The 21,320-nt window shown below is 37.1% G+C and carries 12 protein-coding genes and 1 pseudogene; 5 read left to right on the top strand and 8 right to left on the bottom strand.

Going from position 1 to position 21,320, the window contains the following annotated elements:
* Window positions 1–10 precede the first annotated feature (10 nt).
* Both DW721_RS00775 and DW721_RS00770 read right to left on the bottom strand, forming a co-directional pair.
* Window positions 11–1,396, bottom strand: a complete 1,386-nt coding sequence (locus tag DW721_RS00775) for a flagellin (protein ID WP_118744492.1) — start codon at window positions 1,394–1,396, stop codon at window positions 11–13.
* Window positions 1,397–1,438: 42 nt separating this feature from the next.
* Window positions 1,439–4,894, bottom strand: a complete 3,456-nt coding sequence (locus DW721_RS00770) for a DUF6240 domain-containing protein (RefSeq protein WP_118744491.1) — start codon at window positions 4,892–4,894, stop codon at window positions 1,439–1,441.
* Window positions 4,895–5,266: 372 nt separating this feature from the next.
* Here DW721_RS00770 and DW721_RS00765 point away from each other — a divergent pair, with 372 nt between their 5' ends.
* Complete coding sequence (locus DW721_RS00765) at window positions 5,267–6,001, top strand: hypothetical protein (protein WP_118744490.1); 735 nt, start codon at window positions 5,267–5,269, stop codon at window positions 5,999–6,001.
* A 148-nt stretch (window positions 6,002–6,149) separates the two neighbouring features.
* On the opposite strand, the gene DW721_RS00760 is transcribed toward DW721_RS00765, so the two are convergent.
* The 6 genes from DW721_RS00760 to DW721_RS00735 all read right to left on the bottom strand — a co-directional run bounded on the left by DW721_RS00760 (window position 6,150) and on the right by DW721_RS00735 (window position 17,507).
* Window positions 6,150–8,291, bottom strand: a complete 2,142-nt coding sequence (locus DW721_RS00760) for an EAL domain-containing protein (RefSeq protein WP_022013386.1) — start codon at window positions 8,289–8,291, stop codon at window positions 6,150–6,152.
* 44 nt (window positions 8,292–8,335) lie between these two features.
* Window positions 8,336–9,082, bottom strand: a complete 747-nt coding sequence (locus DW721_RS00755) for a LytTR family DNA-binding domain-containing protein (RefSeq protein ID WP_118744489.1) — start codon at window positions 9,080–9,082, stop codon at window positions 8,336–8,338.
* A 209-nt stretch (window positions 9,083–9,291) separates the two neighbouring features.
* Window positions 9,292–10,107, bottom strand: a complete 816-nt coding sequence (locus DW721_RS00750; protein ID WP_118744828.1) for an ATP-binding cassette domain-containing protein — start codon at window positions 10,105–10,107, stop codon at window positions 9,292–9,294.
* Between the two features lie 8 nt (window positions 10,108–10,115).
* Window positions 10,116–11,084 carry an ABC transporter permease gene (locus DW721_RS00745; RefSeq protein WP_022013383.1) on the bottom strand — a complete coding sequence of 323 codons (969 nt, stop codon included), beginning with the start codon at window positions 11,082–11,084 and terminating at the stop codon, window positions 10,116–10,118.
* 70 nt (window positions 11,085–11,154) lie between these two features.
* Window positions 11,155–12,201, bottom strand: a complete 1,047-nt coding sequence (locus tag DW721_RS00740; RefSeq protein WP_118744488.1) for an ABC transporter substrate-binding protein — start codon at window positions 12,199–12,201, stop codon at window positions 11,155–11,157.
* Window positions 12,202–12,278: 77 nt separating this feature from the next.
* Window positions 12,279–17,507: an Ig-like domain-containing protein gene (locus DW721_RS00735; RefSeq protein ID WP_118744487.1), complete on the bottom strand. Its 5,229-nt coding sequence runs from the start codon at window positions 17,505–17,507 to the stop codon at window positions 12,279–12,281.
* 328 nt (window positions 17,508–17,835) lie between these two features.
* On the opposite strand from DW721_RS00735, the pseudogene DW721_RS16665 reads away from it, so the two are divergent.
* From DW721_RS16665 to DW721_RS00720, 4 genes and pseudogenes are all read left to right on the top strand, one after another.
* Window positions 17,836–18,681, top strand: a pseudogene (locus DW721_RS16665) (transporter substrate-binding domain-containing protein); the annotation flags it as partial.
* Between the two features lie 36 nt (window positions 18,682–18,717).
* Window positions 18,718–19,386, top strand: coding sequence for an amino acid ABC transporter permease (locus DW721_RS16660; protein ID WP_347474842.1), 669 nt, complete (start codon window positions 18,718–18,720; stop codon window positions 19,384–19,386).
* A 22-nt stretch (window positions 19,387–19,408) separates the two neighbouring features.
* Window positions 19,409–20,131, top strand: a complete 723-nt coding sequence (locus DW721_RS00725) for an amino acid ABC transporter ATP-binding protein (RefSeq protein WP_172794182.1) — start codon at window positions 19,409–19,411, stop codon at window positions 20,129–20,131.
* Between the two features lie 634 nt (window positions 20,132–20,765).
* On the top strand, window positions 20,766–21,239 hold the full coding sequence (locus DW721_RS00720) for a small multi-drug export protein (protein WP_022014787.1): 474 nt from the start codon (window positions 20,766–20,768) through the stop codon (window positions 21,237–21,239).
* The last annotated feature ends 81 nt before the right edge of the window (window positions 21,240–21,320 follow it).

Below are 21,320 nucleotides of genomic sequence, written 5' to 3'. Positions count from 1 at the left end.
TCCTCGCTTCCTACATACCCTGAAGGAGACTCATTATCGTCTGTGGTCTGTTGTTTGCCTGTGAGAGCATTGATGTTGCTGCCTGCTGCAATACAGTAAGCTGAGTATATTCTGTCATCTCGCTTGCCATATCTGTATCAATGATTCTTGACATTGACTCTGTCATGTTTTCTCCAAACACATTTAAACTTGAAACTGTCGTCTCAAGACGATTCTGGTATGCACCAAGCTTAGCACGTGCCGTCGATATCTGTCTGATTGCCGTATCTGCAAGTGCTATTCCGTTAGAAGCACCATAATTTGTGCAGACATTTAATAAATCTTTTCCATTCTGATCCCTGAGTTTAAGTGCATCGCATGATACAGTAGGAAAATCCATGTCAAGTGTCTGATGCTCGTTTGCTCCAATCTGAATTGTCATATATCCCGCATCATATACTTTCATTCCTACAGTCTTATTGTTTGGTAATGCCTTATCACCTGACGGAAGTTCAACCGTCATCTCAACACCGTCCTCATCAATTATATTCAAAAGATTTCCTTTTGCCGTGTATCTTGCACTGTCTGTAAATCCTGTCTGACCTGCCGCAGCCTGTCCGAGTGTTACCTCAGCATTTGTTCCAACATTTTTCTGTTTTGTACCGTCTTCATAATTAATTTCAACATAATAATCATCTCCGGCAGCATTTGATGTAATTTTTCCGGATGTACTATAACTTAAGTTCATCTTCTGACAAGCTTCAATAATATCTTTTTCTATCTGTTCTTTCGGCTCGTCTTTTGTTATATTTATCGTTTCGCCATTTATTGAGAAAGAAGTATCTTTCGTTGCAGGAGTTGTTATCTTATTCCAAATACCTGAAACAGATGCAGCCGTTGCATTGCTTACAACCGTAAAACTGTATGTTCCAGCCGTTGCTTCCATTGACACTGATACTGCCTTCACTCCATCAACACTGCTTGACATCGTTCTTGATGCTGAACCATCAAAAAGGCTTCTTCCATTAAACTCAGTCGTACTTGAAATACGGTCTATCTCGTCCATAAGCTGGTCAACTTCTTTCTGAGCTGTCTCCCTATCCTCCAATGTATATGTATCATTTGCATTCTGTACACAAAGTTCACGCACACGCTGTAACACACTATGAATCTCTGATAATGCTCCATCTGCTGACTCCAGTATTGATACTCCGTCTTCCGCATTCTGTGCAGAACGGTCAAGTGCGCGTATCTGTGTGCGCATCTTGTTTGAAATTGCAAGTCCTGCTGAATCGTCAGCCGCTTTTGTAATCTTATATCCTGAACTTAACTTCTGCATACTTAAAGATAATCTGTTATCATTCTTTTTTAAATTTACATTTGCAAGCTGAGCTGATATATTGTGATTTATTTTCATGAAAATTCCCTTTCCTTTCTTTGATATAATCCGTTTTCTGTTTTACTGTTTTGACACTGACACCAAATGTGCCGTTATTATCTTTGCAGCCTTGTAAAGAGCTGATGTATCTGCATCGCTTTTACCTGCCATAAATCCGTCTGTCTGTGATACTCTGTTCATTCCATATGATATATTTTTAACTTCAAATCCGGCAGTTTCTAACGCTTTTGTAAGCTTATCTGATGATTCTTTCAAAAGTTCATAACCCTGCCTTTCACCCGCAAGAACATACCCCTTAACAGACTCTCCCACAACTTTAATTTCTGCCGTAACATCACCGAGCCGCAAAACATTATCTTCATCAGAACTGTTTCCTCTGATACTTACCTTTACTTTACCATTGTCATCGTCACTTGGTATAATGGTGACATTCATATTTGTAATAGTATCCCCTGTTTTTATCGGAATATCATAACTTCTTCTCTCTGCCATAAGCATACTTAAATTTATTCCCTTAGAAAGACTTCTAAGACTGTCTAAATCCTCATATCTTATATCAGGCTGTTCATATGACCTGTTTAATATATCTTCCATATATTTTTCGGCTTGTTTGCACTTTTCCTGAATACTTTCCTCAGAATCAAGCACCTCTGACATACTGTCTGTCAATTCTTCAAACTCTGTCTGCTTCTCACTGTCGAGCACATCTTTACGCTTATAACTCTCTTTTAAAGGATTATATGAATTTTCGACATAATTCAATGCCGCCTCGATATTTTCCATTGTCGCAGGTATATCAAGATTTGCAAGAATATCTCTTATCTGACCTCTCTCAGCTTCAAGAGTTCTGACATTTTCTGCTTTCGCATCATAATATGCCTTTTCAATCTCCTTGTCACCGTCAGCCTCTTTAACCTGCTGTGCAAACATTTCAAGTGATGTATTAAGTACACTACCTATATCACCATTTGCAACCTCATCAAGTTTTGACGGTGAAATCTCATCGAGCGTATCTGAAACAAGAGTGTCAAAATATCTTCCCTTAATGCTTTCTTCCTCTGAAACATCAGTGTTTTGCACATCTACCGAAGTCTGCTCTGACTGATTTTGAGCCTGTCTGTTTCTGCCTGAAAGTTCAGAACCATTCTCCTGATTTTCTGTATGTGCTGCACTAAAGCCCTCATTTATCTGTTCTGTTATTGATGAAGCCATAAAATTAAGCTCTTTAAGTCCGCCAAAATCATCATCTATCTTTGTGTCGATACCATGATTTTTCATTGTTCTTACCGCTGTCAAAAGATTTCCAAGCGTCATTTCCCTGTCAGACTGTAAGACTGCGCCGATTGCTGCACCATCCGACTTTTCAATATTGTTTAAAAGCCTGTAGATACCAATATATCCCTCTCTCTCCTGCTCTGAAATATCCCCCGACTTCTGTAGCTGCCAGAGATATTTACTGTATTTTTCCTCTGTACTTAAATCCTTCATGGCATTTATATCCGAAAGTTTCTTATCAAGGTCACTTATCGAGGTGTCAAGCGGATTGTCACCCTGCCTTATCATTTCAAGGACAGTCGATGGTTTCATATTGTCGATAACCCGGTTTAAGACAGCGTCGTATTCTTTAACTGAAAGCACATTTTCCTCTGTTATCTCCATGCCGTTATAGCCGAGAATCCTTACTGCCCTCTCATTTGCATTTGTATCTTCCATACCAAGCTCTTTGAGAAGATTTGGAACACTCGCAAACGCTTTTTGGATTGAGTCACCATAAGAAGCATCTACCTGTGTAGAAACCATCTCATAAAGCTGTCCATACTGCTGCCTGCCGTAAGTCTCACTCGAAGCTGCTGCATGAAGTTCATTTAATGTGAGAAGATTTTGCTGTCTTACTGTTCTTCCGATAAGTGATGCCGGTGCATTTGCAATGTCTGCTTTCTGCTGCAAAGTCTCCTGCAAAAGGCTGAGTTCATCATCACTAACATCACCTGCCGCACCTGTCGTATAGACAGCGTTTTCTTCATTTCTTAATTCCTCCACTACCTGTTCGAGTGGTGCAGTATTTATATCTATTCCTTTTTGTCTCATATTCATAACAGACTGTGTAGTCATCTTAAGGCATATCTCTGCGACATATCTTTTTGCCATGACTTCTTCAACCTGCATATCGCTCATTCCCTCAACTACCATAGTCGGAATATTATTTGAAGAAATATCAGCAATCCCTGAATTTGCCTTATTGTAGGCTGCCGCCTGTCTTAAAAGTTCAAGATTTAATACACCGTTACCTGAATAATTTTCATTTGCAAATGCAATATCACCGACCGCAGCTTTTACTGCCGTTGATATATCCGCATCCGTTATCGCCGCAAAATTATTTATAATGCTTCTCGCTATAACAAACTCTGATGTATCGAGTGATGCCTGCTCAGGCTCTGCCCCTGCCGCAACAGACTGAAGTATCTGTTCAAATGCCGTCTTTGCTGACATATCAGAACTTATATCATTTAACACGGACATTGTCTTAAGTGCATCTGCCGTAACCGGAAGGTCATTTGCAAAAAGCCACTTCGCATCTGCTGCACCACTTTCCTTATCAAGCCCCGTTGCATCTATAAGCCTTTCCACCTGTGGCTCTATCTGTTTCCAGATTTCAGCGTCATAGACCTCTCCGTCAAAAGCATCACTTCCAGAATACTGACCATGATATATATTTTCTATCGTTGGTGTAAGCGAGTTACCTACAATATATGCCTTTGTATCGTCAGACATATTAAGTGCAGAAGAACTCATCTGAAGTGCAGACACTATCTTTGAAATATTTTCCGCCGTGACCGGAATACCTGAATTTTCCAAAATCTTTTTTAGACCGGCTTCTGCCTTTGCATCAAGAGAGCCTGTTGCCTGAATTTTTTTAAGTTCTTCCTCAAACTCATCAATATCTTTTTTGTTTTCTTCCCTGTTCTGCTCATTGTCAAGTTTCTGCTGTTTCATCTTTTCAACAGCTTTGTCAACATATTCTTCCTCGCATTTATCTACAGAACCCTCTGACTCCTCAACACATTTGTAATCATCCCCTGTAAGAACCGCAAGATTTTTATTCATCTCAGTTTTGGCTGCTGCCGCATCTTTACTTCCCGAACTGCCTGAAGTGCCCGTTCTGTAACCATAAGTGCCTGAATTTACACCCGAACTTACCGTCGTATGACTGACAGCCACCGCTCCGGATGCCAAACCACCGTTTCCAACTTCTTTCAGCACGATATTATCTTTAGACACATCCATGATCTTAAATCTTCTAGTTTCGCCCTCCCTGGCATTCTGTACTGCGGTCTTTGGTACTGCCACCTCAACACCGTTAAAGTTGATGGAAATCTGATTTGAAACTTTCGATACAACACCTTCAACAACCTGCCCCTTACTTCCTATCGCAAGCATAGAACCGTTTAAAACTCCTGCCCTGCCGCCGGACACATTTGCCGTCCTGTTGTATATGTCTCTTATATTCACATTCATCGATTTCTCACCTTTCATTTATGACTTATATAGGCGTTTGCGAAACCATCATAAATCTTGATTAAATTGTGCAGATATAACAAATAGTGTTAGTCGGCATTTTTGTCGTCGTCAGCACTTAATCAGCGTTTTTTGCTGATTTATGTACTGCTACGAACGACAACATAGCGAAAGCGTGCCGACGATATTATTTGTTATATCTATGCAATTGACACAACATATAGTTAGTTTCGCAATCACCCTATGACTTATAAATAAAATATCTATACTTTTATTTCGGCTAAAGTGGTAAATTTCTTGAGTTTTAAAACAATATCATACTTTTAAAAAATAAACATTTAGTATATACTTAAATCGAAGTGAGGGATATAAATGAGCAATAAACTAAAAGAAAATACAAGGATAAAATCAACAATTATTCTCTTAACAACAATAGTTTTAATTACTTTTATAAGCATCATAGTAATAAAATTAAATACATATATCAATCGAAATCCCTATCTTGATGAAATCAATGAAATAATACAACAAAAATACGGTGAGGATTTTTGGATTGATAATAATTGCACTAAAGATGATAAGATTTCAGAAATAACTATATATGCCTGTGAAAAAATATATCAATCGGATAATATTTTTGAGAAAACTAATATTATTCAAAAAATCATATATAAGTATATAAATAACAATAAAAAACATTTTGATAAAATCAATCAGATAGTTGAAGAACAAGGAGGAATTAAAAAAACAAAACAAGAAGGAGTCTCATTATTTTTTCGTAACAATGACCGAACTCAGTCTTCCGGCAGATTAAATGTTTTTTGCTTTTTTAATGATATTAAATATAAAACTACAACCGGATTTAATTCACTTATAATTTTTGCTAAATCAAGTGATGCAGAATATTCCAATATAACATTCAGCAAAATTATTTATTTCGATAAAATAAAGTATTTGAAGTATTCCGGTACGAATATAGACGATATTTTTATATTGGAAAAAATGCGAAACCTAGAAGAATTAAGTCTTGAAATTTCAGATAATGATACTTTTTACAAAGCTAAATCCATAGCTAAAAAAATGGGGATAACCATCCATATCACATAAATGTATTGTTTAAAATTTCATATAAAAACAGCTATTGCATAAAAATCGCAAAAAATGTTTAACTTAACTATTATGCTCCCAAAACCACAAAAACCTGACGGTTTAAAAATCCCGTCAGGTTTTTGTTATCATATGTATTTTAATTTTCTTATGACACGCTGTCATTCTTTTCATTTGTTGCCGCTGCTTCTGACCTTGCATTTTTATATGCCATAACTACATTTTGTACTCTATGCATGATTATGCGTGGATTGTACGGCTTTTCTACAAAGTCTGTTGCTCCGAGTGCAAATGATTTTTCTACGCTCTTGTCACCGCCCTGTGATGTGACGATTATCGGAATGTGTGCATATTTGTTTTCCATCTTAAGTTGCTTCATCAATGTAAAGCCGTCCATAACGGGCATTACAAGGTCGAGCATGATAACATCTATCTCATCGGCATGGTCTTTGATATATTCCAATGCCTCAGCACCGTTCTCTTTTTCAACGGTCTTAAAATATCTGCTAAATGACGCACTGAGTATCTTTCTGTTAAGCACAAGGTCATCAACTATAAGCATTGTTCCCGGTGATTTTCTGAATGTCGCATCCGAGAAGTTCATCTCAAGCCCTTCCATATCATTATTTAAGATACTGTGCTCAATAAGATGCTTTTCAAATTCTTCCGGTGGAAGCGGCTTTGCAAAATAATATCCCTGAACAAAATTGCAATCCATGTTTCTAAGCATCTGTATCTGTTCTTCCGTCTCTATCCCCTCTGCGACTACGGCATAATCCATCCATTTTGCAAGGCTTATGATAAAGCTCAAAATATTGTTGCTGTTCGTGCTTAAATCTCCCTGAACAAATCCCATATCAAGTTTCAATATGTCTATCGGCAGTTCATTGAGCATATTTAAAGATGAGTAGCCTGAACCAAAATCGTCCATTTCTATTATAAATCCGAGAAGCTTAAGTTTTTTGACAACTTCTATTATCTGCTGCGGATTTTCGGTATATGCCGTCTCCGTAATCTCCAAGTGTATGTTTTCAGGTTCAAGCCCGTGCTTTTTAATGATTCCCATTATTATATCCATAAAATCAGGGTTATATATATCTGTTCTTGATACATTAACTGAAATAGGCACTACCGGATAGCCTTTTCTCTTCCATTCCTCTATGTACTCACAGGTCTTGTCCCAGACAAACTTGTCAAGCTCAGTGATAAAACCGTTTGTCTCAAATAATGGGATAAATTCTGCCGGATTCATAAAGCCTTTCTCAGGATGTACCCATCTTACCAAAGCCTCAGCACCGGCAACTTTTTCAGAATTAAGGTCATACTTTGGCTGGAAATATACCTTAAACTGCTCTTTATCTATGGCATCCTCCATGCAGTTTAATATCTCCTGCTCATATACCTGCTTTTCCCATATCTTTTTGTCATAATATGCCATATATCTTCCATATCTGCCCCTGATGGTATCTACGGCAAGAATAGCTCTGTTTATCATTGCGTGCATCGACATCTTAGTGCCATCTGTAAGATATATGCCAAATCTGAGTCTTAAATTCATATTGACCGGAAAATCATTTATTGTCTTTACTATATTGGCAAGCTGGTCATGCAATATCAGCTTGTCATATTTCTTGATAATGACAAAATGCTCATTTTCTATTCTTCCACACACCTCATCATTATTTACATAATGCTTAAGCACCTTTGCCATAAATACTAATAGATTGTCACCTGTTTTTTCTCCGAATAAATCTTTTAAAAGCTGAAAGTTTTCAATATCAGAATATAATACGGCATACTGGACATCTTTATTTCTTTTCAAAAGCTCTTTTGCTTTTTTTGAAAATGTTTCTTTTGAATATACTCCGGTCAGTGTATCCATCTGAAGATAATTTACAAGTGATGCTGTCTCTTTAAGGTGAATGATATTTTGCAATCTTTTTTTGACTATTATAGGATTGTAAGGCTTTCCAAGAAAGTCACTTGCACCCAGCGACAATGCCTTAAGTTCTGACTGCTCGTCTCCGTCTACTGATGTCACTATGACCGGTATCTTCGGCAGCATTTTTCTGTATGCCATCTCGTTAAGCACACCATAGCCGTCAAGCCCCGGCATAATTATATCGAGTACAACTGCAGAAATCTTTTCCTTTTCTTTATCAAGAATTTCCAGTGCCTCATACCCATCACTTGCTTGAAGAATATTATAATCATCTTCTAACAGTCTTGTCAGACATTCTCTATTTACTTCCTTATCATCAGCAATAAGAATTGTATTTTTCTCTGACATCCTGCCACCTCCTTTCAAATCGTATTTTCCGACTCCAACAAAATTTAGTGTATTTTTTCCATATGTGTATCGGTTTCATTGCGCTTATTATAAAACTTTTGAATTATCTCTTTTTTATCCCTCTTTCTGATAGGAACCAGCCTGTCCCCCGGCATATAAAAATCATAATCTACTATATCACTTACCCAGAGGATATTGACGATATAGCTTTGATTACATCTCAAAAACATATCGGAATCAAGTTTTTCCTCAAGTTCTCCAAGCCTTGAATAAACCTTGAAAACACCATTTTTACAATAGATACTAACCACTCTGCCCATAGACTCTAAGAAATATATATCCCTTTGTCTTATAAAAATCTTCTTCTGCTGAATGGTAACTTCCAACATTTCTGTTTTCTCATCCTGTTTTTTCACATCATATTTTTTGAGGTAATATTCTAATGTCTCCCTTACCTTTTCGACACGATAAGGTTTTAATAAATATGCAAGTGCGTGTATGTCATATCCCTCTTTCATATAAGCTTCACTGCTCGTCGCATATATGATTTCTACCTGCACATCCTTTTCTCTGATAGCCCTCCCCGTTTCAATGCCATCTAACTGTTTCATCTGAACATCTAAAAAAATAACATCATAATCTCCTCTTGAGTAATTTCTAAGAAGTTTCTCGCCTGAAGAAAACTCAAATACCTGAGCACTATATCCAATATCAATTAACAGTCCCTCAACGACATTTTTAAGGATGCCCCTCTCGATTTCATTATCATCACATAACGCAATCTTAATCATCCTATCACTCTCTTTCACAATTTTTAAATATACCTTTTAATACTGCTCACTCGTAATCCTTACATCGTTTGCAGGCTTATATATAATATTTAAAATCAATAGGTATTTGGATATACATATAATTTTATCAAAAAAAGCATATTATTTCAAAGGTAATATTGTATATCCCTATCCCTTTTTCGCTATAATTCTACCATTTTTCGCCTTTTTCACTCCCCCTCTGCACTTGAAAGCAATATACGGTCATTATCAAGGCTCTTTCCGGCATTATCCTTAAACTTTTCAAGCAGGTCATCTACAGTAAGTTTAGCTCTCTCCCCACCGCTTACATCAAACACTATATGACCCGAATCCATCATAAGCGTTCTGTTTCCAAGTTCAAGTGCCTGATGCATATTGTGAGTTACCATAAGGCAGGTTATGTTTCTGTCCTTTACTATCTCCTTTGTAAGTTTAAGTACCTTTTCCGCCGTAGCAGGATCAAGTGCCGCCGTATGCTCATCGAGAAGAAGAAGTTTTGGTGTTACCATTGTTGCCATAAGAAGTGTAAGTGCCTGTCTCTGTCCTCCTGACAAAAGCCCGACCGGATTTTTCATGCGGTCCTCAAGTCCCATTCCAAGTAATGAAAGATGTTCCCTGAATTTCTGCTTTTCTTTTTTGCTTATCCTGCTGAAAAATGCAGTCTTTGCAGTAGATGCCCTAAGGTAAGCAAGTGCCATATTTTCCTCTATCGTCATATGTGGTGCGGTTCCAAGAAGCGGGTCCTGAAAAAGATGACCTATATCTTTACTTCTGAAATGCTCTTTTTTAAAGGTTATATCCTCACCGTCAAGTATTATCGCACCTTCATCCGTAAAGAATGAGCCTGTTATCGCATTAAACATTGTCGATTTGCCCGCACCGTTACTTCCGACTATCGTAGCAAAATCTCCATGTTTTAACGAAAGATTAAGCCCCGTAAGTGCCTTTTTTTCATTTACAGTACCCGGATTAAAGGTCTTGCGTACATTTTTTAATTCAAGCATAGTATCCATTACATCGCACCTTCTTTCTTTCTTCTTGCAATCTCAGCATATTTGTGTTTTGCAAATTTTGCTTTTTCCTTTACATAAGGGAATGCTATCGCAACGGCTACTATGATAGCAGATACAAGTTTTAGACACTCCGCCGGAACATTTATCCTTATTGCGACTGCGACTATAAAACGATAAAGGCAGCTTCCGAATACAACGCCTAATATTCTTTTAAACATCGTTCCTTTTCCAACAAATGTCTCACCAATAATAAGACTTGCAAGTGCTATAGTTACCATACCTGTTCCAAGATTTATATCGCATGATTTCTGATACTGCGCAAGTAATCCTCCTGACAGTGCAGTAAGAGCACTTGAAAGACAAAGACCTACCGTTATCGTAAATTTAGGATTTATGCTTGATGCTCTTACCATTGCATCATTGTCTCCGGTCGCTCTTATCGAAAGCCCCAGTCTTGTTCCTAAAAATCCACTTAAAAGTACACTGACTATTATAACTATCACGGCTACAAGAATAAGCTTATACCATCCTTTTCTTATAAGTATCTGAACTGCCGCATCTCCCATGTGTTCCTGTATAAAATCCCTGACTATAGTAAATATACTATCACATTTAAAAAGGTTCATATTTGATGAAAATCCCATTGCGGCGATATTTATCGTATATAATCCCGTGTTTACTATGATTCCTGCAAGAATCGACTCCACACCCAATCTGGTCTGTAAGAATGCCGTGACAAATCCCGATATAATACCCGCCCCCATCGCAAGAAACAGTGCAAGCACCGGATGACCGGCTATCGTCACTGATGCTGCAACGGCACAGCCGAGAGTAAAACAGCCGTCTGTTGAAAGGTCAGCAATATTTAATATGCTGAATGATACAAAAAGTGCAAGAACGACGAGCGAATATATAAATCCAAGCTCCAATGCACTTTGTAATATTGAAATAGTAAAAATTGAGCCCATTTTTTCCTCCATGCCATATCAAGCACGCCTAAAACAGCGTGCTTGATATATTTTTATCCTGATAGTTTTTTTATTTTTCGTCAAATTCTTTTGCAGTCTTTGTCTCTACGACTTTTTCACATATATCCTTAAATCCACTGTAATCAAGTCCTATCTGTTCTGCTGTCTCGGTATTTACCGTAGCTATACCATTGTTGATCGTCTTTATCGCCATCTCACCCGGTTTTGCACCGTTTACGAGAATATCAGCCACCATGTCGGCAGTCTCTACACCAAGTTCTTTGTAGTTTACGCCATATCCGGCAAATGCTCCGTTAAGTGCAAATGAATCCGCTCCCGTATAATGAGGTATCTTTGCATTTACAAACTTCTCATATATGGCAAGCTCAGCTTTCATAATAGTGTTGTCAGTCGGTGTAAATACCGCATCTACTTTTGCTGCAACAAGTGCGTCAGCCGCAAGTGCTACCTCATCGTTTGTTGTACCTGTTTTCTCAACAACGGAAATACCGTTTTCCTTACAGAACTTTTTAGCATCTGCTATAGCCTGCTTTGATGAGTCCTGACTCTTATCATATAAAAGACCAAGTTTTTTAGTCTTGCTGTTTGCCTTTAAGATAAGCTTCATTATCGCATCTGTGTCTATGGCATCACTTGTTCCGGTAATATTTGCCCCCGGTGCATCCATACTTGCAACAAGTCCTGCTGATACCGGATCCGTAACCGCTGAAAATACAACCGGTATCTGATTGTCCTCTGTAACAGACTGTGCTATAAGTGCAGTAGGTGTAGCTATAGGAATTATTATATCGACACCATCTGATACAAGTTCTGTCATTATCTGGTTTAATGTAGACTGGTCCGCCTGACCATTGAAAGTATAATCCTTATAATCAAACTTTACTCCGGCCTCTTTTCCCTTTTTGTCAAGCTCATCCTGAACTGACTTCTGTATCTGGTTAAGCGATGCATCATCTACATATTGCACTATACCTACCTTATAAGTTTTTGTGCTGTCACCGCTCTTTTCTGAATCCTGAGTTTTTTTAGAACCGCATCCTACCATACATAAAACAGCAAGTAAAGCCGTCAGTGCTAAAAGTAATTTCTTTTTCATGTTATGTCCTCAACTTTCATTCATGTTATGTCGCTATTTTTAAGTAAACCATGATTATGCCATAAAGTCAAGTATCCTTATTTTTTCACGGTAACTTTTATCGTCTTTTTCTTTCCGTTAAAGGTCTTTACTGTAATCTTTGCCTTTCCTTTCTTCAAAGCCTTAACTTTTCCCTTTGAATCAACTTTGACTATCTTTTTGTTTGATGACTTAAAAGAAATCTTATAACTTGCCGTGTTTTTAGGAAGCGTAACCTTTATCTTCTTTGTTTTTTTCACCTTAAGTTTTATCTTTGACGGTGAAACTTTTTTTATTTTTTTAGGTGCCGCTTTTACCGTTACGGTATAAGTAATTATTTTTTTTGCCGTTGTGACAGTGACTGTTGATTTTCCCTTTTTCTTACCTTTGATAACACCTTTTTTAGAAACAGTAACATATTTCTTCTTACTGGTCTTATATTTTGCACCTTTTAAATAGAGTGAAACCGATTCTTTAAGTCCAATACTTATCTTCTTTTTGACTTTTGTTACTTTTTTAGTACCGCTGCTTCCATTATTTCCACTGTTTCCTCCATTGTTTGAATTATCGCCGGAAGTATTGTTATTTTCATCTTTTCCTCCATTGTTTGAATTATCACCGGAAGTATTATTATCTTTTCCTCCATCAGCAGCTTTTACGCTTTCTATCTTTGTAACCTTGTAACCCTGTTTTGAAAAATCATATGTTGGGTATGACGATACATTGCTAAAAAGCATAAATGTCGCTTCATCACCATCAACCGTAATAGTCTTTCCTGAAAGTTCCGAACCTACATATGATGTCTTATTTCCATTTTTATCCAAAACTGCAAGACTGCAATAATTTATGTTTTTATCAAAAAGCGTATCCTCACTAAATGTTATCTTAAGCTTTGATGCACCGTCAACTCTGTATGCATAAAAACTATAACCGTCATCAGCTTTTGCCTGCGGAAGAGTATCTTTCAAATAAGTTCTTTTATATATGGTTGTTGTAAAGTCTTTTGTTTTTGTCACATAACTTTCTTCCTTGCCAGCTTTTACTTCACATCTATATGTCATACTGCTCTTTGTTGCAGTGACCGCAGGAGCCAAAGCAATATAAATATCCTTATCCACTCCTTTTACCGGGATAAAGTTACCATTGTCATCCTTTTTGTACCACTGGTATTTCGGTGTATCATTTGTGTTGTTCTTAAGTGTTGTTGTATAAACCGCTGCTTCATCATCAAATATCCATGTTCTGTCGGCAGTTCCGTTAAAATCAAATCTGTCGGCATTATAAACATAAAAAATTCTTTCTATATCAGATATTTCCGTAGATGCAATACACTTATACCTTGTATAGCCAAAATCAAAATCTGTTATTGCATCCGTCTTATATGATGAATCAGACGCACTTGCAATATCTTCGTATCTTTTTTCCGCTTCATTATATCTCTGCCACTTATAACTTATATTATAACCCGCCGCACAGACTGCCTTTGCCTGAAACTCGGCACATTCACCTGCATTTATATACTTATCTCCACCTGTACTTTCCCATTTTAGCTCATCCGATACACCTCTTATTCCAAAATAGGCATACTTTGTCATAACTCCGTCGGTGACTTCGCAAATATATGAACCATAATCATCTGCTTTTATATTTTCTATTTTTAATTCAGGATAAACCGCACCGGAAATGGCATTGTGTTCCGCTGTAGATGACTTAAACCACCTGTACGCTATCTGTCTTCCCGTTTTACTTGATGCCTTTACAGAAAACTCAGCCGTATCTCCGAGAGCTTTTGTAAGGTAATAGTATGTTGTCCCTGCATTATAATAATCAAATTCAAGTTCAAGTCCGGTATCAGTTTTCAGCTTAATATCTGTTGTCTGTACTGAATTCTCTCCACATCTGACAGCACAATAATATCTTCCATAATCATCATAATCTATATTTTCTATAGTAAGACTGCTGTTCGTCTGTCCAAAAATTGCAATTCCATCTTTATACCACTGATAATATACCGTGTCTTTGAGGTCAGTCTTGACTCCTATGTTAAAAGTTACGCTCTCCCCCTTTTTTCTGTAATATGTCGTGTAATTTCCTTTAGGAGCTGCCGAAAAATAACCTGTATATCTTGTTATCTTAAATGTATATGTCGTATAAGCATACGAAGTTCCCTTTTTATATATATTGAGCTGATATTCCCCAAACTGTTCCTCCGTGAGCGAATCAAAAGCTATAACCGTATTTTTCTCATCAAGCTTCACAGACTTAGATGCCATCTGCTTTTTACCGTTTACATATGACTCTGCAGTAAATGTCCACTCTACATCATACGACAATCCGGCTGTCTTTAAATCAACACCTATCGTCTCCTTACTTCCCAGATTTCTTGTTCCCTTATAAGTTCTGCCTGAACTTAAGCTAAGACCAGTATGGACACTTGTAGATATTGAATTTCTTCTTGACAAATAAAATGTGTACTTCGCTGTCTTTCCAGTATTTTTACTTGTTGCCACACATAAAAATGTCGCATTTATATCATTTTCACTTACACTGTCTATCGTGTAATTCATATCTGTTGCACCATCTATCACATCACCGTTTCTGTGCCACTGGTATGTTATCGTATCTGACGCATCAGAAATTACTGCTCTAGCCTCCAAAGTAACTTTTTCACCATCCATTACTTTGTAAGTATTATTTCCTGTTATGCTCACGAGCTTAAATCTGTCTTCCGGGGCATTTACAAAATAATCTAAAATTGTTGCCTTAGAATTTAAACCGTCATTTATGTAACACTCGTACTGTGTAAAATCATACTTGGATAATGTTATCGTAAAATCCTTTGCTGAGCCGACTTTGACATATTTGCCATAATTTCCATTATAAGGATCGGCAACCTTTTTATACCATGCATATGTAATCGGATATTCTTTGTCATCCACTGTACTTACATTGGCGGTAAGCGTAATCGTATCACCTGTATTTTTCCCATTTACATTAGTCTCTGACGGCGAATTCACCCTGTAGCCTGAGGCTTCATTTACCGTAAACTCTGCTGTTTCCTCAGCACTTTCCGTTTTTGCATAACTGTTTTCCTTTGCCTTTGCAGTTACCATACAGGTATATTTTCCATAAAGTCCATATGCAAGTTTATCGACTGAATATGTAGGAGTATTATATGTATTGCCATCTGCGTCATGAAGCTCCTCACCATTTAAAAACCATGAATACGAAATATCATAACAGTCCGCATTATCACACTCAGCCTTTACACCCATTGAAACAGGTTCACCGTCGTGCTTATAAAATGTATCATTTGTCGCATGGGAAACACTGAGATTACTCTGTTTATCCCTGCCGTAATTATGCACACTGTAGATTTCCGTCTCTGAACCTCTGTGTGTCTCACTCTCTCCGTTGCGGTAAGCTTTTACATAATATCTATAGTTTGTTTCATCAGTATTTTTATGATCTTTTATCGTAAGAACATTTCCCGTTGTTCCCTCAATTTTGGTATTCTTATAGCTCTTGCCGCCATCAAGAATATCATACCTGTACCATTCATAAACCAGTGTATAGTTTGGATTACACTTATATTTATTTGCGACAATTACCAGATCTTCTCCCTCTTTTAAATAAAAATCATTGTCGGAAGCACCTGAAGTATATACTTTTTCAATCTGCGGATCTTCCCATATCCTATAAGAATACTCATGAGTCTCACTGTCTGATGCGTCATTTTCATTTGTGACAGTCATCTTTACAGAATACTTTGTGAAACTGTCAGCCGTCACATTAAGTTTATAAGAAGCCTCTGTTGCTCCGTCTATCATCTCCATTGTTGAATAATCTTTTCCCTGTTTAAACCATTGGAACGAAGCCTTATAACCCGAATTTACTTTTACATCAAGTGAAAGCTCTGCCTCACTGTTTATAGGCTTATAAACAGGTACAGCGGAGTCTTCGTATGTATCTGAAGCTTTATTAATCATAAATTTTTTCTTGTCTGTCAGATGGTATGTAAGCGTTTTGGAAGTAATGTACTTTTTATCCTCACCAGTACCCTTGTACGCTTTAACCACACACCTGTAATCTCCAAAATCCTCTGATTTTATATTCTTTATCTCATACACGGCACTCTTAGCATCAGCAATATCTTCAAATGCATTTTTCTGGCTGTTTAATTTCTGCCAGATATACTCTGCCTGATACCCTCTGTTTATGCAGATGTCAGAATCGAGTACCACATCTTCACCAACTGCGGCATAAATATCATCACTCTTTAAACTCATATTTTCTGAAAATGGGCATTTTAAAAAATTAAGAGTGACATATTTATAATCCGACTGATAGATAAGATCTTTATCATAACTATTATATGCATAATATAATGAAACTCTGTATCTTGCTGTCTCATTTTTCTTTGCCTGAAATGCATATGTCTGGCTTTCACCCTCATATGCCGCAATATCCTTTTCAACACTCCACTTTTGTCTGCTTGTTGCATTATATTTTTCTATACGGTACTTCTGCACTGTAATAGCATGATTTGTTTGAAAGTTTTTGTTTAATGTAAATCCAGGCAGTTTTAGATTGATGCTCTTGGATATCACATTATTGTTTGAACCTACAAGATTTCTCTCCTCGCTATCAAGCCCCGTAACCTCTGACACCGGATCTGTCCATGAAGTCACTTTCATAGTTATAGACTTATTTAATTCACCGATACTATTACAAAAAATAACCTTAAACTCTGCCTCTTTTTCGTAAAAGTCAATATGCTCATGTAACGCTGTTGAAGTATTAAGGCTGTCTGTCGTAACATCATCAATCTTTATACCATTTACACTCCAATTTGCCGTAAGTCTCAGTTTTGATTTGATGGCAAGCTTTGATGCATAAGCCACTTCCTCCTTAAGCTCTTTAGCCGTAAGCGTATCAACATCTTTATTTAAAGAAGCACTTATACTGCTGCCTGTCGCATTTGATACTGCAGAAATGCAGACATATTCAAATCCAATATTTCCACCTCTCTTAACAGACTGCTGTTTCTTGTACTTCGCATATGCAAGCATATCACTTCCGTTAGAAAAACCTTTTTTCACTTTGGTAATAAACTGGTACGAATACCCATTTGAATCAACATCATCCGTACTCTGAAGTGCCTGCACTGACACTTTATCTGCCGCACCGACATTAACACTACCCACCGGCATAAGACTAATCACCATAGCTAATACCAGAATAAGCGACAATACCTTTACCCTTGATTTTTTGTTTTCTTCTTTCAATTCACAATCCTCCCTAAAAAAAATTTATAAAACATCATTTAAATATCACTGTTCACATATATAATGCGAACAATATTCATAATATACACTATTTTGCACATAAACTCAAATCAATTCAAACCAACTGCTGTCACTGATTACCATATAGTTTTGACCCCTGCACCAATATATGATATTATAAAGGATATATGTTTTTTGACAACTTATGTACTGTTACGGATGACAGTATAGCGAGAGCGTGCCTGCGGTACTATCTGTTATATTGGTTCAAGCGCCACGACATATCTTCCGACAAAAAACTAAAATTTACAAAAACGAAAGGAATACGATGATGACCAGAAAGAAAAAAAATCTAATCAGCTATGTGGTATTCGCACTTGTCTGCGTTGCCATTATCATCGCCGGAATATGTTATAAAAACTATTCCAATGAACAAAAAATCAAAAAAGCCGAAAAGAATGCTGTCACCTGTGTTGATGACTTAACAGGAAAGAAAATCGGTGTTCAAATCGGTACAACAGGTGACATATATGCATCTGATTACGAGGGTGACAATAAGGGCACCGTTGTCGAGCGTTACAACAAAGGTACTGATGCCATCCAGGCACTCAAAGATGACAAGATAAACTGTGTTATCCTTGATGAACAGCCATCGCTTGCATACACTGAAAAAAACTCTGAACTTAAAATTCTCAAAGAAGAATTTGCCGTTGAGGACTATGCTATCTGTATTGATAAGTCAAATACTGACTTAAAAAGCAAAATAAATGATGCCTTAAAGAAGCTTAAAGACGATGGCACTCTCGCAAATATAAAGAAAAACTATACCGGCAAAGACGAAGAAAAAGGAAAGTTTCCTTATAAAAAGAAAAATGTCTCAGGTAAGAATGGTACATTGAAAGTCGGAACGAACGCTTCTTTCAAGCCTTACGAATATTATGACAGCAATAAGATAACAGGTCTTGACATGGATATGATGCAGGCTGTCTGTGATGAGCTTGATATGAAACTTGAAATAGAGGACATGGAATTTGACTCAATCATAGCTGCCGTTACATCAGGCAAAGTCGATGTCGGCTGTGCCGGAATGACCGTAACCAAAGACCGTCTTAAAAATGTTGATTTCACTGACTCCTACACGACTGCAAAACAGGTAATAATCGTTAAGGATTACAATGCAGCAATAAAAGCACAGTCTTTATCACAGAGAATACATGACAACTTTGTTTCCGACCACAGATATAATTATCTTATAAAAGGTTTTTCAAACACAATCGTTATCACGATTTTTGCCGTTCTCATGGGAATCATACTCGGTGCCATCATTGCACTTATAAGGACAACACATGACAACAACGGTACACTCCCTATCCCGAACCTTATATGTAAGATATATCTTACAGTTGTCCGTGGAACTCCTGCAATGGTACAGCTTTTGATCTTCTACTATATAATACTTGTATCAGTCAATTCAAAGATACTTGTTGCCATTATAGCATTTGGTCTTAACTCAGCAGCATATGTTGCTGAAGTAATCCGTTCGGGTATAAATTCAATAGACAAGGGACAGTTTGAAGCCGGTCGAAGCCTCGGTCTTAACTACAGACAGACAATGACTTCTATCGTACTTCCACAGGCATTTAAAAATGCACTTCCTGCACTGTGCAATGAGTTTATAAGCCTTATAAAAGAAACTTCGATAAGTGGTTATATCGCCATCGTAGACCTCACTAAAGCCGGTGACATTATCCGAAGCAATACATACGATGCGTTCCTGCCACTCATCACTGTTGCGATAATCTATCTCGTAATCGTTATTGCACTCACATCTGTTGCAAATGCACTTGAAAGGAGACTTAGAGCAAATGAACGACACTAATATAAATACTGATACAACTCCATTGATAGAAGTAGATAAACTTTATAAATCATTTGGTAAACATGAAGTTTTAAAAGGAATATCAACAACAATAAATAAAGGTGATGTCGTTGCCATCATCGGTCCGTCAGGCTGCGGTAAATCAACATTTCTTCGTTCCTTAAATCTTCTTGAAGATACGACTGACGGACATATATTATTTGAAGGAACCGATATAACTGATGATTCAGTCGATATAAACACGATAAGGGAAAAAATCGGTATGGTATTCCAGCAGTTCAACCTCTTTGAAAACATGACAGTTCTTGAAAATATAATGCTCGCACCTGTAAAGAGAAATAAAATGACAAAAGATGAAGCTGCTGCAAAAGCAAGAGAACTTCTAGGAAGAATAGGACTTGAAGATAAAGAAAATGCTTATCCTTCTACTTTGTCAGGAGGTCAGAAGCAGCGTATCGCAATCGTGCGTGCACTTGCGATGAACCCCGATGTAATGCTTTTTGATGAACCTACATCGGCACTTGACCCTGAAATGGTCGGCGAGGTACTTGAACTTATCAAAGAACTTGCCAAAGACGGCATGACAATGGTTATCGTTACACATGAGATGGGATTTGCAAGAGAAGTCGCAAACAGGGTAATGTTCTTTAATGACGGTGTCATAACTGAAGAAAATGAACCTAATGAACTTTTCGGAAATCCACAAAATGCACGACTCAAAGAGTTCTTATCAAAAGTTTTATAGGCTTTAGATTGCAATTTAACACTATCAAGAAAGTTTCCCACTTCTATTTTGCGTAGAGAACAAACTGCTTGACTAAAAGGCACGGTATATACTGTGCCTTTTATTTTATATATTTTTCTATTATACATTAACAGTTCCTATAAGCAAGCAGCAGTTAATCTTTTAATAACCTCTTTGACATACTCCTCTGGTTTAGATGTTTGTCAATATGTGATTTTTTATTGTCAGGGAAGTTTTTTCTGATATACTGTGATTGCCGTTAATAGTGTTGTGAGAAAACGGTATAGCGTACCACGAATATCCGCTAGAATTTGCTCCAATAACTTGACACCTATGTCACTTGCTATTATTATTACTATGTTATAGTGCAGTTTTTTACTGTCGATTTTACTATGTGATGAACAGTAATGTTTTGTGGGTTTATTCTTTTTAAGTCATAAATCAATTACTATCTGCATATATAACATAATCGGTTTTCGTAATATGCATATAAGTTAAAGGCATATAACAATATCTAAATAAAGTATGTCTTACAAAAAACATACTTTATTTAGATGCGACATATCTTACAGTATATATTTTACAAAAACCGAAAATAAACATATATAACATTTATATAGGAAAGGATTTTTTGATGCACTTTATTATTGTTTTTTTTATTTCGATGTTTCCGCTTATTGAACTCAGAGGAGCTATTCCATATGCAGTTGCACAGGGACTTCCTCTTGTTCCGTCTTACATTATAGCTATTATTGGAAATATGCTTCCTGTTCCTGTTATTTTTCTTTTTGCAAGGAAAGTTCTTGAGTGGGGGGCTGACAAGCCGGTTATCGGTGGTTTCTTTACTTTTTGTATTGAAAAAGGAGATAAGGGCGGCAAAAAACTTCAGGAAACGGCAGGTAAGGGACTTTTTATAGCACTATTGCTTTTTGTTGGTATTCCACTTCCGGGCACGGGAGCATGGACGGGAACTCTCGCCGCAAGTTTTCTCGATATGGACTTTAAGTCTAGTGTCATCGCTGTTATGCTCGGTGTTATGCTTGCAGGGGTAATAATGGGACTTGCTTCTGCCGGAGTGTTTGGTGCAATAAGTGCATTGATATTATGATATGAAAATTTAAGCGGACATTCATGTTCTGTTCTGCCATTCGCCTGATAATGTTAAAAAAAGTCATTTACAAGTTTTTCA

It is taken from the genome of Clostridium sp. AM27-31LB, assembly GCF_003480745.1.
In the GTDB taxonomy this organism is placed as follows: Bacteria; Bacillota; Clostridia; order Lachnospirales; family Lachnospiraceae; genus Butyribacter; species Butyribacter intestini.
Note: the sequence above shows the minus strand (reverse complement) of the source record. Positions and strands in the feature narration are given on the sequence as shown.